We start from the raw sequence: 18,818 nt of genomic DNA, 5'->3' as shown, positions 1-18,818 counted from the left end.
CAATTCTAATATTAAATATTAGACATAATTTTATTAAAATCAGGATAAGCGTGGCTATAATTATCTAATTCAAAGAATTTCTTGTCATTACTTTTTTCAAAGACTTCATATAATTTTTTTCCTTCGTCAAAAGGTACTGTATCATCATTTTTATAAGCAAATTGCCTTACTGGTATAGTTACATTTTTAGCATAATTAGCAGAGTTAAAAATATGATCGCTAAAAATACATAGAATATAATACTCTCTATAACACATAGATTGAAGACTAGAAAAGGTGTTTATCAAAATTAGCTTTTTAGCTTGTGATTTTTGAGAGGCGACATAAGTAGCTGGAGCTCCTCCCATAGAATGACCAAGAATGGTAATTTTATTTTCTGGAATGCCCTTTTTAATAAGCCAATCATAGGTCTTTAGTGCTGCGTCATAAGTAGCTTCTGGGCTAGGTTTACCTTCTGATTCAGAAAAACCAGGATAGGCTGGTGAGATGATACTATATTTTTTATACATTTCTGGTAGAAAATGCAACAACCTTCCCTCATTACCATGATAATAAATTAAATATTCATCACTTTGTGCATTAGGTATCTCCCAGATTGAAAAATTTTGTCCACTGGTGGTTTTTTCCCAGTTAAGTTTATAATTCAAATAAGGTGAATATGGTATAGATGCCCAGCTAATTTTATTTTTAAAAATCAGATTTGGAGCCTGTAAAGTAAGGTATAAAGAAGCTAATAGCCATATTAGAATTAGAGCTAAAACGGATTTAACTGAGAATTTCAGGATTTTTTGATATTTTTTCATAATTCTATAGTTAAATCGTTGCATTGCTTGTGAACGATACAAGCTTAATCACCTATTCAAGATAAACTGAGAACAGCATTGAAACTGCAAAAGTCCGAATAAAAGTCAACATAGACCAGTTTGTATCTTGAGTTTGATGCGCTTCCGGCATAATTTCTTCAGCGTTCGCCACCATCAACGCTTCTGCCATCGCGACTAAACTTCGTACTTTTACCTGTGTTGAATTATCGCAAGTTTCTTTTGATGATTGGATTAAGCTACGTAATGATTTAAACAAACATCATAAAACCAGAATTGAACAACTTCGATTTCGCCGTAATCCTTTGGAATACTTAGCTCACCTTGAGGCTATGCTTATCTAGCAAGCTTTGCCGCTCTAGTTTTTTTTTAACTGTTCGCGCACTTGCTGATGCAGAACATCTTGGATATTGTCGATTATTCCTTCTTCTCGCCACTGTTTGTAATGCCAAAATACAGTGGAATAGGGAGGTAAATATGAAGGTCAATCACACCAATTACAACCATTTTTAAGTTGATAGAGAACCCCATCTAAAATTTCCCTCTTGCTCCATGTTGGGGGTTTGGTTCTTTTTTTCTTCGGTAGGAGGGGTTCAATAATTTCCCACTCTTTATCTGTCAAGCTGCTTGAATAGCTCATTGTCTCTTAATCAAATCAAGTTGTGGAATGTCTTCCCGCCCCTCTTCCACAATGAAACTTACAAGGCGATTGCCCGAAGCGCACGAAGGCAATCGCGCGATTCGATAAGTTTGTATTTGATACCCAGTCTCTTGGATTATTATACTGGAGAATGTAAAGATACCAAATGGGTTCTATAGTTTATTTCTGGGATAGATATTATTGCCTACTGCGACTTGGCAAAGTGCTGTCGAGTCTTGGCAGCGATTTGATTATCTGTCATCTTGTCAACTGTCTCAATGCCTACAACGCGACTACCAAGGTTATTTTTTTCTAGACGTTCTTTCAGCTCCTCTTTTGCCTCACCCGGTCCAAATATCAAAATAGACTCTGCATCACGAATATATGCAATTACCGCATCATAGTAAACATTGAGTTCTCCTGTAAAAGTTCTCTGGAGGCTATCATCTGCGGGTACTTGATGTGATTCGTAAGCACCCTTAAGAGGTGAATCACCAGAACGCCGAGGCTGTTTTTCTACTTCTGATATTATCTCTCTTATTTCTTCCCCTTTCTCCGTAACAGCCACAACAATAGCTTTCCTATGGTCAATCCACAGCCCTACATTTGTTCTCATCGATATCTCCTTGATTTACTAGTTACATCTAACTAAGTATCTATGAAAATTAATCTTGCATTTTTTTAATCTGTATCCTTGATTGGATAGGGTACAGAGGCAAATGAGATGTGCAAATAATTTAGTCTTACTACTTATTAATAGGTCTAATTAAATACATTTAAACCCTTTAACTTCAATTGTTAAGTAAGGCTTGATTAATATGGTGATCGCTCTGCCACTTGCAGCGTAGTCTAATATAGGACTTACGCACTGTACAAAATGACTTTTTTATGTATCAACGTAAATACGTTATTTCAGTCTTTTCTAAATTACCCTTTCTTGGTTGCGATCGCATAGTGCGGAACAGAAAAGTCAAGCTCAAAGCCTGTAAATCTATGCCCCTATTTTGATTTTTCTGTCAATGCGTAAGTCCTATATTATTAGCTTACTCTTTAAAATTGGCGAAGGTATTGTTCTTGAGGAAGATTTTCTATGAGAGCAAGGTTTTATTTAATTTGCAATACTTCGGAAATTATTGGTCTAAATCCCTTCGTACTAAGGCTTGAATCTCAGTTCGCAGTGCAGTAATCTCAGCTTGCATTGCTTGAAGTGATTTTGCACTTGCTAGTTCTGCTTGATTATTCTCAGCATCTTGACCCACAAATAATGTTGCCAGGGTTGCAGTCACATAACCACTTATAGCAAACGCATACAGTGCCAGGAAAAAGCATAGTACTCTACCTTCTGCTGTTTTCGGAAAGTAATCAGAACCAATGGTGGTCATTACCATTGCCGTCCACCACAGCGCAGTACCATAGTCGATAATAGTGCCATTAGGAAGTTCGCGCTCAAACGCATAAATTCCAGCTGCACCAATTAGGGTGACAATCACGGTTAATCCCACCAAATAGCCAAATCCTCGTCTACCAACACTGGCTGCTAAAACTCGCATTCCTTTGTTGGTTCGTGTCATCACTCGCAACAACTTTAACCCTCGAACCCCATGAACTGATTGCAAAGACTGTATTAATGGCACAATCCGAAAGATTCGCAGCGCTGGAATAAACAGCGAAAAAGCGGTCAACCAGTTATGTCGGAGGTAGGAACTTCTGTGAGGAGCCAGGAGAAATTTGATCCCAAAATCCACGATGAAGGCGAGCCAAATTACGGTGCCGATCGCTTCTAGCAGAGGATTCAGTCCCCAAACTAGCTCAACGATAAATAGCCCTAACCAAGCAAAGCCAAGCACCAGCATGGGCGTTTCTAGCCAATTGTCCCACTGTTGCAGCACCTCGCTACATAGCCTCTCAGTATAAGACTCTAAGGCTGGCTTTGACCTCATAGAGGCTTCTCTTGATGAGACTGATATACTTTTAACTGTGCCTGTAATTGGGCAATTTTAGTTGCCATATCTAGCACCATTGCCGCTCCAACTAAGTTTAGTCCCAAGTCTCGACGTAACCGTTGAATCTGAGCAATTCGCGCGATCGCATGGGAATGCAACATACTGCCAATTGGTTCGATTATGCCTAACTCAACATAAACCTGTAAAACTGTAATGGAAGTCTCAGTAATCAATGCGGCATATTCAAAGCTGTAGAGTTGCTCACCTTCGAGGGAAACCACGGTTTTTGAAAGACTGAAACTCATAACTTAATCTCCTCTAACTGGATACGGGGGTTAAAGCTTGTATTTGCCTGGATTTTTTCGTAGTATTCTTCCTCAATTGGACTCAGGTCTTGGGGTGTGACAATCTGAAGTTTGGCAAATAAGTCACCTCGTCCCCCTTTTGGCAATGTCCAACCTTTACCGCGCAGTCTCAGCGATTGCCCCGATCGCACCCCTTTGGGAATTTTCATCGTTACGCTACCATCGGGGGTTGGCACTTTGATTTCTGCCCCTAAAACTGCTTCATCAGGTCGAATTGGAATGTCACAAACCAGGTTATCGCCTTCAAATCGAAAGAAGGAATGTGGTAACACCTCGATAGTTAGATATAAATCGCCACGCTGTTGAGAGAATGGACTAGGACGACCTTTACCTTTGATGCGAATTCGACTTCCTGATTTTGCACCTGGGGGAATACGAACATTGATAGTTTCATCGTCGAGTTGCAGACGCTTCTGGACACCATGAAATGCTTCGGGAAACGTGAGTGCGATCGCGGCTTCTGTATTCGGTGCAGGAGCTTGGGAACGAAATCCATCATTAAAATTATCAAAGCCACCAGTGGAAGTTGTACGTCTAGATCGACCTAGCAGATCGTTGATAAAGGAATCAAAGTCTCCATATTGATCGAAGTCGCTCGTCGCAGTATTAGTTCCCCTAGATGATGCTGCTTCAGTGTAACCAGGATTATTCCAGTGCTGACCAAACTGGTCATACTTTTGCCGCTTTTCTGGATCAGAAAGTACCTCATTTGCCTCATTGAGGTCTTTGAACTTTGCCTCTGCGTCTTTGTCTCCAGGATTGAGGTCGGGATGATACTTGCGGGCAAGCTTACGGTAATCTCGTTTAATTTCTTCAGGGGTTGCGGTTTTACTGACTCCCAGGATGGTATAATAGTCCTTAAAATCCGTTGCAGTAGGCATGATTGACCTCTCAAAGGTAAATTATTCTGTTGTGGGTACGCTATAGATTTTCATAATCGAATCCAGCAGCTTGAGAGCATCTGGTTTGCTGCGCTGAAATGAATTACGTCCAATAATCGAGCCGAAGCCACCACCCCCTTGAATCGCCCGAACTTCTTGGAGTAGAGCCTCATCTGTATGGGTAGCTCCACCGGAAAAAATCACAATTCTTCGACCATCGAATGTACATTGGACAACATGACGAACTCGATCAATCGGGGTAGCAATGGGAATCTGCATTTTTTGGTAAACTTCTTTTGCAGCCTGCTGTTCGATGTGTTCGGTTGGTAGTTTGACCTTAATAATGTGTGCCCCTAACTGGGCGGCAATTTGCGCTGCATAAGCAATTACATCAATCGCCGTTTCTCCTGCCGCAGTGACACCGGAACCTCGCGCATAAGACCAAACTACGACCACTAGCCCACACCGCTTGGCTTCTGCCGCATAAGCGCGGATTTGCTCGTACATCTCGAAGCGTTTGGCAGAACCAGGATAAATAGTAAAACCGATGGCAACACAACCTAATCGCAAGGCATCCTCAACGCTACTAGTCAATGCCTGAGTGGGATCGGCTTCGTCGAGCAAAGCATCATGGTCATTTACTTTGAGAATCAAGGGAATTTCACCCGCAAACTCTCTTGCTCCGGCTTCGAGGAAACCCAATGGAGCAGCATAGGCATTACAGCCAGCTTCAATCGCCAATTCAAAATGATAGCGCGGATCGTAAGCTGGAGGATTGGCGGCAAAACTTCGCGCAGGACCATGTTCAAAGCCTTGATCTACAGGAAGAATCACCAGCTTGCCCGTGCCACCAAGCCTACCATGATTTAGTAATCGCGCGAGGTTGGTGAGGGTGCCAGGATTGTCACTACCGTACCAACTCAAAATTTCTTTGGTTCTTTCTGTCATGGTTTAGCTCTAAGAATTAAATAACTAATCTTGCCCTGATTGGATCTATTGATCTCGCTATACATCCCCCTTCGCAAGATTATTAGAAGTTAGAGTAGGCAAAGATTTTGAGGTTGTTAAAGACCATGTTCTATCAGTGGTAAAGTCTAAAATAGACTGGTGATAATTACTGAGACTTTCTCGATGTCCAACGCTCAAAAATGTCATACCAGAGTCTTTTAGTTGTTGATATAAATATTTTTCATTCTGAGGATCGAGGGCGCTAGTGGCTTCATCCAAAATGGCGTATTTAGGTTTATTGAGTAGTAAACGCGCAAAAATTAGCCGTTGCTGTTCTCCTAAAGACAATACCTGTGTCCAGTTTTGTTCGGTATTGAATCCACCATGAGTTTGCTCTAGATTGGGTAAATTTACCTGAATCAAAATTTCCCTTAAATCAGCATCTTCAACTAACCTATCGATGTTGGGGTACAGCAGTTGATCCCGTAAAGTCCCTAAAATCATGTAAGGTCGCTGCGATAAAAATAGTATTTCTGCCAGTGGTGGGCGTAAAATTGTACCTGTACCTGCATCCCATAGTCCGATAATCGCCCTCAGCAAGGAACTTTTGCCACAGCCGCTAGGTCCCCTCACTAACAAACCCTCACCCGTTAATAGTTTTACAGATAGGTTCTCAATTAAAATTCTTTGATAGTTAGGGGTTTGGAGTGTGATATTTTCTAATGCTAAACAATTTTCTACAGGAGAGGGTGCATCAGTGGCAATTTCAGTTTTGATGGTTGGCTGTTCAGTACCATCAGGCTGGTTCACAGTTGAGTCGGTAGTCTCCAAAAACTCTAAAAAACTGTATAAACGTTCAACACCTGCGCCAAAATTAGCTAGGGACTGAAAGCGTGACACAATTAGGTTGAGGGAGAAAAAGACCCGGATGAAAGCTCCTTGTGCCTCGGTGACTTTACCAACTTCTAACTCACCAGCAAAAATGCCAGGTGCCACGACAATGGCAGGGAGAATAAAGGGAATAAATTCATAGGCATTGGTCAGTATATTGAGATTTAGTTCCCAAAAAATTAAGCGTTTGAAGTTGTCAAAAACTTCTAAAAATTTGCCTTGAATTCGATCAGATTCGTACTGCTCTCCCTGGTAGAATGCGATCGCTTCCGCGTTCTCTCGCACTCGCACCAAGCTAAACCGGAAATCAGCCTCTTTTTTCAGCCGTTCAAAATTAAGTCGCATTAAGGGCTTGCCAAATACCCCAACTGTTGTCAAAGTACCAATCAGGGCATAAAATACCAAAAACCAGATTAACGGTTGAGAAATACCCCACAGCACGCTGCTAAAAGCAGCAATCGCTAATAATGAATCAACTACTGCCAACAGCAATGCTAGGGACTCATAGGTAAAGCTTTTGACATCTTCAGTAATCCGTTGATCGGGATTATCAATTTCGGCATGGTCATAATTTAGATTATAAAATGCTCGATTTTGGAAATAGCGATCGCTAAAATAGTTTGTCAGCCATTGCCGCCATTGTAAGCCCAAGCGATCGCGTAAATAAACGTAGCCTGCATAGAGTGGGGCATAAATAACTAATGTCCCTGTAAACACCAGAATCGTTTGCCAAAATCTCGCTTCATCTTGGGCAGATAGTGCCGAGATTAGCACACCTCGCTTGTTGTTGAGCAACACACTCAGCCCGGTGTAGCCCAAAGATAACAGAATGACTAACAGCAGTAGTCCGCGTGCATACCATTTTTCATCGCTCGACCAGTAAGATTTAGCGATCGCCCAAAACTTTTTAAGTATAATTAAGTTGAATCGTTGCATTGATTGTGAACCATACAAAGTTAATCAGCTGTTTGAGATAACATCAGAACAGCATTGAAACTGCAAAACTCCCAATAAACGCCAGCATAGACCAGTTTGTATGTTGAGTTTGATATACTTCAGGAATAGTTTTTTTAGCGATGCCTACGGCGGGCGGAGCCATCGCCCTCTACCGATAATTTGTACGGTCAATCGCGGCGTAGAGCATATAGAAAATAACAAAATTGAAAAATATCCATATCAATGTGTGAATGACTTTAATCAGAGTTAATTTAGTTTCACTTTCTATTGCGTATAAATCCATCAACGGGTCGTCTAAGTGAAACCGACGGCGGATAATTCTTCAAATAACCTGTACGTAAGATAAATTGAATATTTTCGTCGATCCCAATGGATTGATTCAGCGTTTGCCGCGTTGATACTTCTTCCAATATCTGCGTCATCGGATGAATAGCGATATTTTTTTCTCGTACTTTTAGGAAAAGTCGCTGCATTATTCGACCAGTTTCGAGCAATGTAGCTACTGAATTATCCCTGCTGGTGATTAAAATCCAACCTGCTGATTCTGATACTTCCTTTTTAATCTTATCAATACCTGCCTCTCTAAAATCATTTTTCATCACATTATCTTTGTCGTAAAAATTCCGCACTATCCAGCCAGAAATTCCTTCTATTTCCATACCTGCCGTTGTCAGCCCATCACGATGTCTATCAGCATCTTTACTAGAGAATCTGATCCAGTCGGCTAATTCTTGCTGCGCTGGGTTACGGTAGGCTTGAAGGCGGTTAGCAACGATAGTTTGTTCGTTTATAAATTGACTTTCTTTGCTGGTGGCAGGTAGATAATGAATAAATTTTGGTTCTAAATTTATGAGATATTTTAGATCTTCTTTTTCTAATACATCACTTAAAAAATTGGAGCGAACCGTTCGACGGCTTTTAATTTTTGCAATATCAAAAGTATTTTTTAACTCTTCTTTAATCAGCTTTACTTCCATTACTTGTTCATCTTGATTCGTTTTAGCTAGTAAATTATAATTGCAGCCGTAGCCAAAGGAACCAGCGGCATATTCCAGATTTTGAATGAACGTGCCAATTGATAAAATTGTTTCTCTCTGAGTTGGGTCAACAGCAGATAACCATTTACTTTTATCGTTGCCGATAATCCAATGATAAGGTTCGAGATATTGGACAAACCACGGCTGTGTATTGTGACCACTCGGCGCAAGCGAGGCGAGAAATAAAATCTCTTTTTCGTCAGGCTTAAGAATTTTGTTGTTATCATCTGCTGGTTTTATATCCGCCCTGACAAGATTACTTTTATCGCTGAACAAATAAGTTGTTGTACCTACTGCAATTGTTGTCCCAGCAGCAATGGTGATGAATTTCTTTCTGTTCATAATCAGTATGGAAATAAAAATACTCGATTTATTAGCTATTCAAGATAAGCTGAGAACAGCATTGAAACTGCAAAACTTCCAATAAACGTCAACATAGACCAGTTTGTATCTTGAGTTTGATGGGCTTCGGGAATAATTTCTTCAGCGATCGCTACCATCAACGCGCCTGTTGTAAAAGCCAGCACAATAAGCTTGGCTAGATCAGCCTGTCCGCGTAATCCCCAATAACCCAGGGTTGTGCCCAACCAAACCGGGATAATAAAGGCAGCAAGTAACAAAAGTCGCTTTGTGCGCGGCATTTTTTGACTTTTAAACGCCACATTGGTCACAAATCCTTCGGGAATGTGAGCCACAACCCTCGCTGATGCCAACACTACCCCTAGATGAGGCGAGATCGTCAAACTAGTGCCAATCATTAAGCCATCGCCAAATAAGTCGATCGCAATGCTCAGAAAAATCGCTAAACTCACGGTATTAATATCTATACCGCGCAGTCGATTCTTACTTAACTTTAGAAGCTCATTAACCCATATAAAAAACGCTCCACCTAAAAATAATGCTAGGATCGTTGCCCAAACAGGTTTAGCAATCATGACTCTAGGTATGAGTTCGCTAGATGCGATCGCTAACAACACCCCAGCCGTAGCGTGCAGCGCAAGCCCTAATGTTTGCTTTGATGTCGGCAAGGTTTCAGCAATCATTGCACCAATGAAGTTACTGACAACGGGTAGAACTGATAGTGTTAGAGCAAATAGAAATTCCTGCATAGGTCAGGCTCCGCTAGTCGTAAGTAAGTAGCTGGGTGTTGAAAATTGTCGTTATGACAAGGCAGTGGGTGTTACCCTGAGCTTGTCGAAGGGCAGTTGGGGTAAGACTTTGAAGCTAATTTACATTAAGTTATATAGTTGCGTTTATTCCCACCTAGCTACTTAACATAATTAAAGTTCAGTCAAAATCAAGTCTTCTAGTTTTAATATGCTCCTGCTCTTGCGGCACTGACAGCATGGTTTCAATATCGGGATTTGCCCATTCTGCTGCTATTTTCAGAAAATCAGGATCGTCATTAACACAGCCAAGTTTTGTGTAAGTCACCGTGGCATACTGACGCTGTAAAGATGCGATCGCATCCTCCACATCGAGAATGGTTTCATAATTATCTGTCACCCAGCCAAGCGGTTTAAATACAATAACTTGCGCCCCTGCTGTAATTAAGCTTTTTGCAGCTTGTTTCAGATTAGGTTGTGACCATTTGATGAAAGGTGTGTCATGATTTACCCAACCGATGGAAACTAGGGGATATTGATGCTGCAACTGTGCTTGGACGCGATCGTAAAGGGCTTGTCCATCAATTACCCCGGTTAACAGTCCTTGCGCTTTTTCTGGACCCCCGTGAACTGTTAATATAATGCCAATCTGAGACTCAATGAAGCGACCAGCGAATAACTGATTCAGAGTTTCCTTAGTCTGACGCACCAGCAAATCAATATAGGCTGGCTCGGTTGCAAAAGCTGAAATATATCGAATTGCTTTGAATGGATAATATTGAGGCTCATTTACAGATGCAGTTGCGGCAATAACTTCATTGACTTGCTCGACAGCTATTTTACCCGTGAATGCAGAATCGACTACAAGCATTGGATAAATTAGCAAATTCTCAAAGCCTTGCTCAATGATATCGGCTACAACTTCTTGCACAAAGGGTTGACAGAAATAAAATCCTTTGAACACTTGCACCTGATTTCCCCATTGGTGTTGTAACTCTTTTTCAATACCGAGACGTTGTTTTTCAAAAATCTCATTTTCGGGCGACATGAAATGATGATGCTTGACTCCAAAATTGTATAAATCTTGAAGTGCGAGAAACCAACTAGCAAGAGGATATAGCCATTCTGGAATCGGCACAAACTGAGATGCAATGTACTTGGTTGCAACTTGGTTGTAAACACTCAAAGCGCGGTAAGATTGCACTTCACCATAGCCTGTAAGTAAAACTGCAACGCGAGAATTATTACTATGTGGCACGACTGGTTGCGTCGTTTGAGATTGAGGACTAATCATTTGATTCCTGGGTTGAATAGGCGATCGCGGTGAATTCATTAAATAATTGATCGCACCACTCCACCCTCTACTCGCAAAGCAGCACCATTAATCGCAGATGCCAAGGGACTAGCCACAAATGCAACTAACGCCGCGACTTCAGAGGTTGAAGCAAATCGCTGAATCAGTGAAGATGGACGAGTCTTGGTAAAAAAATCTTTCTCTACTTGTTTGGGTGAAATATTTTGCTCGTTGGCAAACCCCTGGATGAAAGTTTCCACTCCTTCAGAACGGGTTGGACCCGGCAATACGGTATTTACTGTGACATGGCTGCCTGCGGTTGTTTCAGCTAAACCACGACTCAACGCCACTTGTGCAGTCTTTGTCACCCCATAGTGAATCATCTCAACGGGAATATTCAAGCCAGACTCACTAGAAACGAAAATAATCCGTCCCCTATTTTCCTTTAGCATGAGGGGTAAGTAATGGCGTGATAGTCGTACACCACTCATCACATTGACTTCTAGAATATTCATCCACTCCTCATCAGAAATGTCTTCAAATGCTTTGGAGGCATAGATTCCCAAGTTATTCACCAGAATATCGACGAATGGCGCTTGTTGAATCGTTGCTTCAACTCCTGCTTGTGTTCCTAAATCAGCGACAATTCCTTGAGTTGCAGCATTTGGGACATTTTGCCCAATACTCTCAAGGGCATGATTTACACGCTCTTTAGTTCTGCCATTGACAATCACCTTCGCTCCTTCTTGAGCAAATATAGTAGCGATCGCCAGTCCAATTCCGGCGGTTGAACCACTCACCAATGCAACCTTATCTGATAGTTTGAGATCCATAAGTATTTTGCTTTAATTCTAATATTTGTTAATTCAGCGATCGCCGTGAGTAAAGTACCTGTAAATGCCAGCACAACTAGCTTGGGAGTCAAGCTAATCCAATTTCACCACCATCTTGCCAACGTTTTTTCCTTCAAATAGTCCGATGAACGCGCTCACTGCTTGGTCGATACCGACTACCACTGTTTCCTTGTTCTTCAGTTTTCCGTCTCGGAAATATTTACCTACTTCCTGTTCAAATTCTTGCTGATGAGCTAGCCAATCACTAACAATTAGTCCCTTCATCGTCAACCGTTTAGTAATCATATTAAATAGATTAGAAGGACCAGGCTGCTTCTCCTGATTGTAACCAGAAATGCCGCCACAAGCGATAATCCGCCCATGCACTTTTAATACTGAGAGCGCCGCTTCGAGCATTTCACCTCCCACATTATCAAAATAGACATCAATGCCATCTGGAACCTCTCGGTTCAATTGTTCGAGGATAGGAGCGGCTTTATAATCAAAAGCAATATCAAATCCACATTCTTCCCGCAGAAACTTGACCTTTTCCATGGAACCTGCCGAACCGATCGTACGGCATCCACGCAATTTGGCTAGTTGCCCAGCCACACTTCCCACCGCACCTGCGGCTCCCGAAATACAAACCACGTCGTCAGCTTTGACGTTTACCAAATTTAATCCCACCCAAGCAGTCATGCCCGTCATCCCAAGGGCACCGAGATAAACTGAGAATGGTTGCACCTCCTGGCTGACTAGATGCAACTCTTTTGGTGCTGCGATGAAGTATTCTCGCCAGCCGAAGTTAGAAGTCACAATATCGCCTTGATTGAACTCCTTAGCGCGTGACTCTAATACTTCGCCAACTGCACCGCCATTAAGTGGTTTGCCTAACTCAAAAGGTGGAACGTATGATTTCCTGTCGCTCATCCGACCACGCATATATGGGTCAACTGACATGTAGAGATTGTGAACAAGTACCTGCCCATCTTGAAGTGGCTCCAGTTTAGTTTGCGCGATCGCAAAGTTATCTGCGTTGGGCAGTCCGTTAGGGTAAGAAACCAGCAAAACCTCGCGACTGATTACATCTGTCATAATTTGCTCCTGATTATCCACATTTTCAGTAAACTTACTTAAATGCTTTGACTAAAGCCTCAAACTGCACATGCAGTGACTTGTCGTGGTGCGAAATAGGTGGGATTGGGCGATCTATACTTAGAAATTCGTAGACTGCCATCTGAGCCGCTCGCACCGAATACTCGACCGTGAAGACGACATCATCAGGAATTTCCACAAACTGGCTGATGAAGGCGAGGTTTTTGGAGCTACGAGGGATCGCCCTTTTTCAAATTCCGCACATCCGAACCCACCGTTTCGACAATACCCATCCATTCGTGACCCGTGCGCCATCCTGGTTTCCAATCATCTGACCCTCGGTAAAACCACAAATCGGAGCCACAGATACAGGCATGGGCAATCCGCACAACCGCATCAGTTGGCTCTTGAATCGTAGAGTCGGGAACGGTTTCGACCCTTACATCACCAGGAGCGTAATAGACAGTTGCTTTCACAATCGATTTTCCTGTTATAAATAGTTAGAAGCATGGATTTTGTAACTTGCAATTCTTTTCTCTCAAATGTTTTTAAATACAAGTTTTGAAAATCAGTTTTGCACTTGAATTTCATCCACTTTACTTAACCCGCATTTCTCACAAGCTTGGCGATCGCATTTACCGTAATCTTTACCCAGAATATATTTGAGATGTTTTTGATGGGTAAAAATTTTTGCACAGTGCGAAATGCATAAACCTAGGTTTTATAAGGCTTTGAGAGATGTGGTGAGAAATCCGGGTTAACTGCTATTCAAGTAGCTTGTAGCTTAATTAATGTTTTTGTTCCAGCCTCATCAATAACTGAAACTGCCATCATCACGCCATTTGAGTTCTGTGCAGTCAAAACTTCAGTTGGTGAATTAATAGTGTGAGCGTAAGTTACTTCATCCCGACCGACTTCAATTAATAAGTCATCTCCTTTTTCCGGTGGGTCGTAAACCATCGCCATCAAAGGTACATTTTTAATCAATTCTTCGTCACCGAGTTCTGAACTGATAATTTCGACAGAAATATGCCGCCCACGATTCCCATCTGAAAATTGATCGAAAAACTCGCCCCATCGATCTCGCGGCACAGATTTGTTTATATCAATTTTATTTACCATTCTGATTCCTTCTGAAAAATTAGTGATTTACTTGGATACTTTACTTAGGGCTAAAAGGTAAGAAAAGCTGTACCTAGTAGTAGTCTCCCAAGGAAGCTGTAGTTTGGCTTTAGCACTATTAAAAACCCCACATTTTTAAGTTAGTGGACTACTAGCAGGAATCTAGCGCTATGCATCAAAACCAAAGCACCCTAACGTGAGATTATTATCCACTGAGAAAACCCCTGGAGCAGCCCAGGCTGGTCGTTCAGCTTTCTCAAACTCACGCACGGCTTCCGGTTTCTCGTTATAAGTAGTTGCGTAGCCGTTTATTGCCACTGTTTCATCTTTCACCCAAACACCGATGTCTGTGACCTTTATACTTGGCTAATATTTGAGTTCGGAAAACACATCGCTTCTAAATTGTCATGAAGTTGTTTTGCGAAGTTATCAATTGTAGTATTTATAAGGCTACCTCTAGAATATTTGTTTTGTGAAATTTACACAACGTGTTATTAAATTAACAGCCATAAAATTAAATTAGTCCTGACAATTAACTTAGTTTATTTGACTGAAATGAAAATTTAAATCACTCTTTCGTAGCTTTATGCTCTGTTTATGCCGAGTTTTTTCCATCTATCTGAGGTTATAAAGGTGAATATATTGAGAGGTAGATACATCTCTGATTTGTTACTGTGCAAAGGTAATATTTTGCTAATTAATGTATTAAAAGTATAGTTACATCCTATTAAACCCGCATTTCTCACAAGTATTGCGATCGCCTATCTCGTAATCCTTAGCCAGAGGGTGTTTCGAGCCTTTTTGATGGGTCATAATTTTGTCTCAGTGCGAAACGCATAAATCTAGGTTTTATAAGGCTTTGAGAGATGTGGTGAGAAATCCGGGTAAAGCCTCTCCATCTCCGGTTCGACACCCACATTGGTACTTGCCCACTCCTAAATACTTACGCCTTTGGCACAGTGAGCGATCGCTTCATCCATCGAAAGGTATTGGAGATGGGGTTGTTTGTCAGAAATGATCGTCGAGTAAGTGGTTGTTGAAAATTAATTACACATGACAATTATGGGCAGAGTGTAGTATTTGCAATGGTTTTAGATTTTCAGAATGTAACATTATTTTGCTGATTGTAGTTCATCCTCTTTCGCTGTAAGTTGTGCGAGCAAATCTTGGTTTTTTGTGCGTTAGCGAAGCTCATCGCAGATATCGCTCGTGAATATTCTTGTGCTGCTTGGATTTCCCGTTTTGCCGCTTGCAATGCAGCATCGCGAATTTCGATAAACCGCCCTTGCTCAGATTCGGCTTTTTCGCGGTTATACTGAGCGTTAGCGAAGCTTATCGAAGATATCGCATCTGCAATTTTCTGTTCCACATCAACTGCGGTAAACAATTCCTGGGAATTTGCCTTTTTTACTGGCTGTTGAGCTTCTGGCTCGATTTGGTGGGGTTTGAGCAAGTGTTTGACTTCCATTCCCTGGGAGACTGTGTGGTCAAGCAATACCCAAAATTCCCCCTCTCGTTTGGACATGATTATTCCACTGTGACCGTTCCATCCTGCCTTATCTTCTTTGACGACAATCCGCATTCCTGGGGCTAATTCCGCAGTTGGCAAAGCTGGAGTTTGACTTACTTCTGTGCTTGGTGCTTGTTTATTTCCTTTCTCCCTCGCTCCCTCACTCCCGCTCTCCTGCTTAACTTGTGCAGCAGTCTTTTTACCTGATCGCACCAATTCCTTGACCAAATCATGGCTGACTTTGGTTAGCTGTCGCAGTGCGGAAACGCTCCAGTTTTGGACATTTTGGCGGATTAGTTTTTGCGATCGCACTGGTAATTTCTCAAACCAAGCATAAATCTCCATCGCAGAGGAGGCGATATAGCGTGATGCACCAAAATCAGGCGAGGCAAGCCATTCAGAAAATACTTTCTTCCCATTGGGGCAAAATGCAAGGCAGTCTAAGTAAAAATCTTGGAGCGATCGCCCTATTTCCAGCAATCCGTCAAAGGTTTGACGAACGAAACCAAAGAAACTGCCGAGGGTGAATTTAGCCTTGGTTTGCAAGTCGGGTTTGGTAAAGCGATCGTAATCGAAGTTATACGCTATTGCAAAAGGCGCAGTTGTATTCATAATAGAGATGTCCCTTGAATATTGGGCAACCAAACCCTCCGAGCTAGATTGCGAGTCAGTGCGGGGGGTTTTGGCTTTTTCATTTCCAAATATTGATTCATTTTAACACATATTGATGTAATTAATACTCATAAAGTTGCTATTTAAGTGTTAAATTGTATTTATTTGATAGGAGGAAGTATGATGACGGATATGAGCAAACGTATCCAAGTTACACTTCCTGACAGGCTTGCAGATGATTTGGAAAAGTGGGCGACCTATGATGGACGACCATTATCAAATCTTGCTGCTTATCTTTTAGAACGTGCTGTAGCAGAAGCAAAAAAAGAGGGTGCTGAGTGGACAAAAGAGAATTTGGGAAGTAAGTAAAGTTTATTTTGTTCATTCAGCCATACCTCATAACTGTGTTTGAGCGATCGCGACTTGTTGATGTGTTGAGCGATCGCTTTTTGTTATGTCTTGTAGTTTTACGGCTAACGCCTGTAGGGGTGTGAAATCTGTAAAATTGGAATTGTCCAAACATGAAAAAACCACACCAAATAAAAGCCGCACTCGACCAATTTACTGGTTCGACGGTTCTCTACAAACACTGGCTTGGCTTGAAATATACCGAAGGCATCAAATACTTAGCAGACGAAACAAACTGCTACTGGCTGCTTGACGCAATATTCTCTCATCAAACAAAACAATTTCTCTCCAATCCCAACCTGCGAGAATTCCAAATTTGGCAATTACGAGTTGAAAATAAATCTGGCATCTTGATTTGTGAGTGGGACACTAACAAAGAAGTATTACGCCAAGAAATCGAATATACAGATTTCCCACTAAGTCACATCAAGCTGTATTTGGTCGAGGGAACTCTCATCCTCCCTAGCGAATATTAATAGTTTGGGGTAATCATGATACAAGCTATTAGCAAAGAGCAAATATTCGTCACTAATCTTGAACAATTTATGGGTAAAGCTGACGAATTTATCAAAACATACTATTCGGGTGTTAGTGAAGAAAATCATGTCCGAGAAATAATCCAGGATTTGCGAAATCTGATGTTGGATACAGATTTACGGCAACTCGAAATTGATTATCAAGATTATCGAGAACAAGCCGATTTATTGGGCGATTGTGATGATAATGCCTGGTTTTGAAAAGGCTAACGCCTGAAGAAATGTGAAGAATTAAAGGTGAGTCAAATTATGGCGACACGTAAACAAACAACAACAAATATCCAAACCATAGATAACTCGATTTTGGGCGATTATGCTATTAGCGATTATTCCGAACGAGTATATTCCAAGGTTTACTATTCCATCCGCTCTTTGTGTGGGTTAGTTGCCAAACGTAGCTTGAAAGAAACCTTTAGTTGGGATGAATTTAAGGAACGGTTTAACAATGATTTCGGGAAGGTGGAAGAAAAGCGATTTTCTCTCGAACAATTGCTCGAATATGCTAATCGTAAGTTTGGTAAAACCTTGGAAGATTTACTTGCCGAACATGAGATTTCCTGGCAACGCAGACGCGAATATATGGAGCGCAATAGTCTAGAAAATCAAGCGGAGACAATCGCAGAAAGTACTCACTACTAATTCCAGAATAATAATTCCTAGATTCAAATTCTCCAGTGACGAATCGTTGCTGGAGGAATTTTATTAAAAGAGAGTGAAAATTATGGCTTTTGTTTTGAGTGAACCACAGTTTCAAGTCTTAACACATAGAGAAACAGGACAGAAAACCGGGAGAATATATTTTCCTGCTTTGTTTTTAGCCGAGTTTCATAAAAATGTTAATCAATGGTTACAGCAACGGGACATAATGTTTGATGAGACAGATATCAAGCGATATGAAGATGGCTCTTTTCGATTATATTTCAAAACTTATGGTGAGTTGGAAAAAGTATATTTTCGATTAATATTAATGACAGAGAAATCTTGCTCACAAAACAGTCAATATCAACAATTAAATATTAGGAAGAGACATCAAAATGATTGTTCAATTTAAAACAATAAAAGGTGTTACCTTTGAGTATGGAGAAAACGAAACCCAAAGATATTGGGAACACGTTACTAACGAAAAAACTTATTTATTACTGCAACCTAAATTAATGCCGACTTATTGGGCAATTATTCAGCTTGATTCCAACGGTAATTGCAAGCCTCTCAATTGTGCAGTAGTAGATCAAGATGGAAATATAATTCAACAAGACCCACTTTACAATCATCACGAATTAACAGTTGAAACTTGGTTGGAAATACTTGCTAATTATATGCAATCCACTGCTTGTAATTAGGTTAGCCATCATGGTCAATAAATAATGCTAAACCAGTTGATTGAATCTGAATATTTAGGATGAGTTTTTCGATGAAGTCAAGAAATCACAACTTTCTTTGCGATAACCACTACAGCACCATACCCATTCCCCAATTTTAAGCAGAATCAGATGCTCCTTTTGAGGAGTATTTTTTTTTGGAATGAGCAGGGCTGAATACGCTATATAGTACAATATTACTAATAAATCTTCACAAATTACTTCCACAACAGCGAGTCTGCAAGTATAATATTTTCGCCATCCTCCAAAAAGCAATGTCCAGCGCTTACCAAGTCAACCAGCAAGCAAGTAATGCCACTCCCAAGCAGGAATCAATCACGGGGGTGGTAGAACGTTTGACTTTCCATTCCGAGGAATCTGGTTATACGATCGCACGGTTACAGCGCCCAAGAGTATCAGAATTGACTACAATTGCTGGTAACTTTGCAGGCATCCAACCG

26 protein-coding genes and 1 pseudogene are annotated in these 18,818 nt (G+C 41.1%); 7 read left to right on the top strand and 20 right to left on the bottom strand.

All coding sequences use genetic code 11. From position 1 onward, the window contains the following. Positions 1–11 precede the first annotated feature (11 nt). The 20 genes from VB733_RS21595 to VB733_RS21500 form a co-directional block, all read right to left on the bottom strand. Complete coding sequence (locus VB733_RS21595; RefSeq protein WP_323342117.1) at positions 12–845, bottom strand: alpha/beta hydrolase; 834 nt, start codon at positions 843–845, stop codon at positions 12–14. A gap of 10 nt (positions 846–855) precedes the next feature. Beyond that, positions 856–1,080 (bottom strand): hypothetical protein, encoded by a 225-nt coding sequence (locus tag VB733_RS21590; RefSeq protein ID WP_323342116.1) that lies wholly within the window; start codon positions 1,078–1,080, stop codon positions 856–858. A gap of 225 nt (positions 1,081–1,305) precedes the next feature. Next, the gene (locus VB733_RS21585; RefSeq protein ID WP_323342115.1) at positions 1,306–1,461 is read right to left on the bottom strand and encodes a transposase; all 156 of its coding nucleotides are present in this window, start codon (positions 1,459–1,461) and stop codon (positions 1,306–1,308) included. A 205-nt stretch (positions 1,462–1,666) separates the two neighbouring features. Continuing rightward, positions 1,667–2,077, bottom strand: coding sequence for a hypothetical protein (locus VB733_RS21580; protein ID WP_323342114.1), 411 nt, complete (start codon positions 2,075–2,077; stop codon positions 1,667–1,669). A 514-nt stretch (positions 2,078–2,591) separates the two neighbouring features. Continuing rightward, positions 2,592–3,401 (bottom strand): potassium channel family protein, encoded by an 810-nt coding sequence (locus VB733_RS21575; protein ID WP_323342113.1) that lies wholly within the window; start codon positions 3,399–3,401, stop codon positions 2,592–2,594. After that, positions 3,398–3,709, bottom strand: coding sequence for a chaperone modulator CbpM (locus VB733_RS21570; RefSeq protein WP_323342112.1), 312 nt, complete (start codon positions 3,707–3,709; stop codon positions 3,398–3,400). Before VB733_RS21570 ends, VB733_RS21575 begins: the two co-directional genes overlap by 4 nt. Beyond that, entirely contained in the window at positions 3,706–4,650 is a 945-nt protein-coding gene (locus VB733_RS21565; protein ID WP_323342111.1) for a DnaJ C-terminal domain-containing protein, read from the bottom strand. The genes VB733_RS21570 and VB733_RS21565 overlap by 4 nt, the downstream gene beginning before the upstream one ends. Positions 4,651–4,671: 21 nt before the next feature. Next, on the bottom strand, positions 4,672–5,598 hold the full coding sequence (locus tag VB733_RS21560; RefSeq protein WP_323342110.1) for a class I fructose-bisphosphate aldolase: 927 nt from the start codon (positions 5,596–5,598) through the stop codon (positions 4,672–4,674). 57 nt (positions 5,599–5,655) lie between these two features. Then, positions 5,656–7,425 (bottom strand): ABC transporter ATP-binding protein/permease, encoded by a 1,770-nt coding sequence (locus VB733_RS21555; RefSeq protein WP_323342109.1) that lies wholly within the window; start codon positions 7,423–7,425, stop codon positions 5,656–5,658. Between the two features lie 278 nt (positions 7,426–7,703). Then, a complete protein-coding gene (locus tag VB733_RS21550; protein WP_323342108.1) occupies positions 7,704–8,825 on the bottom strand; it encodes an Acg family FMN-binding oxidoreductase in 1,122 nt (373 codons plus the stop codon). A gap of 35 nt (positions 8,826–8,860) precedes the next feature. Continuing rightward, complete coding sequence (locus tag VB733_RS21545) at positions 8,861–9,592, bottom strand: zinc/iron permease (RefSeq protein ID WP_323342107.1); 732 nt, start codon at positions 9,590–9,592, stop codon at positions 8,861–8,863. A 178-nt stretch (positions 9,593–9,770) separates the two neighbouring features. After that, on the bottom strand, positions 9,771–10,883 hold the full coding sequence (locus VB733_RS21540) for a ferrochelatase (protein WP_323342106.1): 1,113 nt from the start codon (positions 10,881–10,883) through the stop codon (positions 9,771–9,773). A gap of 38 nt (positions 10,884–10,921) precedes the next feature. Continuing rightward, complete coding sequence (locus tag VB733_RS21535) at positions 10,922–11,716, bottom strand: SDR family oxidoreductase (protein WP_323342105.1); 795 nt, start codon at positions 11,714–11,716, stop codon at positions 10,922–10,924. Positions 11,717–11,809: 93 nt separating this feature from the next. After that, positions 11,810–12,811, bottom strand: coding sequence for an NADP-dependent oxidoreductase (locus VB733_RS21530; protein WP_323342104.1), 1,002 nt, complete (start codon positions 12,809–12,811; stop codon positions 11,810–11,812). A 34-nt stretch (positions 12,812–12,845) separates the two neighbouring features. Continuing rightward, positions 12,846–13,010: an oleate hydratase gene (locus tag VB733_RS21525; protein ID WP_323342103.1), complete on the bottom strand. Its 165-nt coding sequence runs from the start codon at positions 13,008–13,010 to the stop codon at positions 12,846–12,848. Between the two features lie 31 nt (positions 13,011–13,041). After that, on the bottom strand, positions 13,042–13,287 hold the full coding sequence (locus tag VB733_RS21520; RefSeq protein WP_323342102.1) for an alcohol dehydrogenase catalytic domain-containing protein: 246 nt from the start codon (positions 13,285–13,287) through the stop codon (positions 13,042–13,044). 292 nt (positions 13,288–13,579) lie between these two features. After that, positions 13,580–13,903, bottom strand: a complete 324-nt coding sequence (locus tag VB733_RS21515; protein WP_323342101.1) for a DUF5335 family protein — start codon at positions 13,901–13,903, stop codon at positions 13,580–13,582. Between the two features lie 198 nt (positions 13,904–14,101). After that, the gene (locus VB733_RS21510; protein ID WP_416336340.1) at positions 14,102–14,251 is read right to left on the bottom strand and encodes a hypothetical protein; all 150 of its coding nucleotides are present in this window, start codon (positions 14,249–14,251) and stop codon (positions 14,102–14,104) included. Positions 14,252–14,868: 617 nt separating this feature from the next. Further along, positions 14,869–14,913: a hypothetical protein gene (locus tag VB733_RS27520; RefSeq protein ID WP_416336342.1), complete on the bottom strand. Its 45-nt coding sequence runs from the start codon at positions 14,911–14,913 to the stop codon at positions 14,869–14,871. Positions 14,914–15,032: 119 nt separating this feature from the next. After that, positions 15,033–16,055 carry a hypothetical protein gene (locus VB733_RS21500; RefSeq protein ID WP_323342099.1) on the bottom strand — a complete coding sequence of 341 codons (1,023 nt, stop codon included), beginning with the start codon at positions 16,053–16,055 and terminating at the stop codon, positions 15,033–15,035. A gap of 180 nt (positions 16,056–16,235) precedes the next feature. Here VB733_RS21500 and VB733_RS21495 point away from each other — a divergent pair, with 180 nt between their 5' ends. The 7 genes and pseudogenes from VB733_RS21495 to VB733_RS21465 all read left to right on the top strand — a co-directional run. After that, positions 16,236–16,424, top strand: a complete 189-nt coding sequence (locus VB733_RS21495; RefSeq protein ID WP_323342098.1) for a ribbon-helix-helix domain-containing protein — start codon at positions 16,236–16,238, stop codon at positions 16,422–16,424. A gap of 152 nt (positions 16,425–16,576) precedes the next feature. Then, positions 16,577–16,939, top strand: a complete 363-nt coding sequence (locus VB733_RS21490) for a DUF6876 family protein (RefSeq protein ID WP_323342097.1) — start codon at positions 16,577–16,579, stop codon at positions 16,937–16,939. Between the two features lie 15 nt (positions 16,940–16,954). Then, entirely contained in the window at positions 16,955–17,200 is a 246-nt protein-coding gene (locus VB733_RS21485; RefSeq protein WP_323342096.1) for a Pb-reticulocyte-binding protein, read from the top strand. 48 nt (positions 17,201–17,248) lie between these two features. Then, positions 17,249–17,638, top strand: coding sequence for a hypothetical protein (locus VB733_RS21480; RefSeq protein WP_323342095.1), 390 nt, complete (start codon positions 17,249–17,251; stop codon positions 17,636–17,638). Positions 17,639–17,720: 82 nt separating this feature from the next. Beyond that, entirely contained in the window at positions 17,721–18,050 is a 330-nt protein-coding gene (locus tag VB733_RS21475) for a hypothetical protein (RefSeq protein ID WP_323342094.1), read from the top strand. Continuing rightward, positions 18,034–18,339 carry a hypothetical protein gene (locus VB733_RS21470; RefSeq protein WP_323342093.1) on the top strand — a complete coding sequence of 102 codons (306 nt, stop codon included), beginning with the start codon at positions 18,034–18,036 and terminating at the stop codon, positions 18,337–18,339. The genes VB733_RS21475 and VB733_RS21470 overlap by 17 nt, the downstream gene beginning before the upstream one ends. Positions 18,340–18,632: 293 nt before the next feature. Beyond that, positions 18,633–18,818: pseudogene (locus VB733_RS21465) on the top strand (hypothetical protein); the annotation flags it as partial.

This window comes from Calothrix sp. UHCC 0171 (genome assembly GCF_034931845.1).
GTDB lineage: Bacteria > Cyanobacteriota > Cyanobacteriia > Cyanobacteriales > Nostocaceae > Brunnivagina.
The sequence above is the reverse complement of the archived record's forward strand: the minus strand, read 5'-3'. Positions and strand labels throughout refer to the sequence as shown.

Bases quoted from the DNA above. Each gene is read 5' to 3' on its own strand.
- VB733_RS21585 (WP_323342115.1), bottom strand. From the start codon at position 1,461: ATGAGCTATTCAAGCAGCTTGACAGATAAAGAGTGGGAAATTATTGAA.
- VB733_RS21580 (WP_323342114.1), bottom strand. From the start codon at position 2,077: ATGAGAACAAATGTAGGGCTGTGGATTGACCATAGGAAAGCTATTGTT.
- VB733_RS21575 (WP_323342113.1), bottom strand. From the start codon at position 3,401: ATGAGGTCAAAGCCAGCCTTAGAGTCTTATACTGAGAGGCTATGTAGC.
- VB733_RS21570 (WP_323342112.1), bottom strand. From the start codon at position 3,709: ATGAGTTTCAGTCTTTCAAAAACCGTGGTTTCCCTCGAAGGTGAGCAA.
- VB733_RS21565 (WP_323342111.1), bottom strand. From the start codon at position 4,650: ATGCCTACTGCAACGGATTTTAAGGACTATTATACCATCCTGGGAGTC.
- VB733_RS21560 (WP_323342110.1), bottom strand. From the start codon at position 5,598: ATGACAGAAAGAACCAAAGAAATTTTGAGTTGGTACGGTAGTGACAAT.
- VB733_RS21555 (WP_323342109.1), bottom strand. From the start codon at position 7,425: ATGCAACGATTCAACTTAATTATACTTAAAAAGTTTTGGGCGATCGCT.
- VB733_RS21550 (WP_323342108.1), bottom strand. From the start codon at position 8,825: ATGAACAGAAAGAAATTCATCACCATTGCTGCTGGGACAACAATTGCA.
- VB733_RS21545 (WP_323342107.1), bottom strand. From the start codon at position 9,592: ATGCAGGAATTTCTATTTGCTCTAACACTATCAGTTCTACCCGTTGTC.
- VB733_RS21540 (WP_323342106.1), bottom strand. From the start codon at position 10,883: ATGATTAGTCCTCAATCTCAAACGACGCAACCAGTCGTGCCACATAGT.
- VB733_RS21535 (WP_323342105.1), bottom strand. From the start codon at position 11,716: ATGGATCTCAAACTATCAGATAAGGTTGCATTGGTGAGTGGTTCAACC.
- VB733_RS21530 (WP_323342104.1), bottom strand. From the start codon at position 12,811: ATGACAGATGTAATCAGTCGCGAGGTTTTGCTGGTTTCTTACCCTAAC.
- VB733_RS21500 (WP_323342099.1), bottom strand. From the start codon at position 16,055: ATGAATACAACTGCGCCTTTTGCAATAGCGTATAACTTCGATTACGAT.
- VB733_RS21495 (WP_323342098.1), top strand. From the start codon at position 16,236: ATGATGACGGATATGAGCAAACGTATCCAAGTTACACTTCCTGACAGG.
- VB733_RS21490 (WP_323342097.1), top strand. From the start codon at position 16,577: ATGAAAAAACCACACCAAATAAAAGCCGCACTCGACCAATTTACTGGT.
- VB733_RS21485 (WP_323342096.1), top strand. From the start codon at position 16,955: ATGATACAAGCTATTAGCAAAGAGCAAATATTCGTCACTAATCTTGAA.
- VB733_RS21480 (WP_323342095.1), top strand. From the start codon at position 17,249: ATGGCGACACGTAAACAAACAACAACAAATATCCAAACCATAGATAAC.
- VB733_RS21475 (WP_323342094.1), top strand. From the start codon at position 17,721: ATGGCTTTTGTTTTGAGTGAACCACAGTTTCAAGTCTTAACACATAGA.
- VB733_RS21470 (WP_323342093.1), top strand. From the start codon at position 18,034: ATGATTGTTCAATTTAAAACAATAAAAGGTGTTACCTTTGAGTATGGA.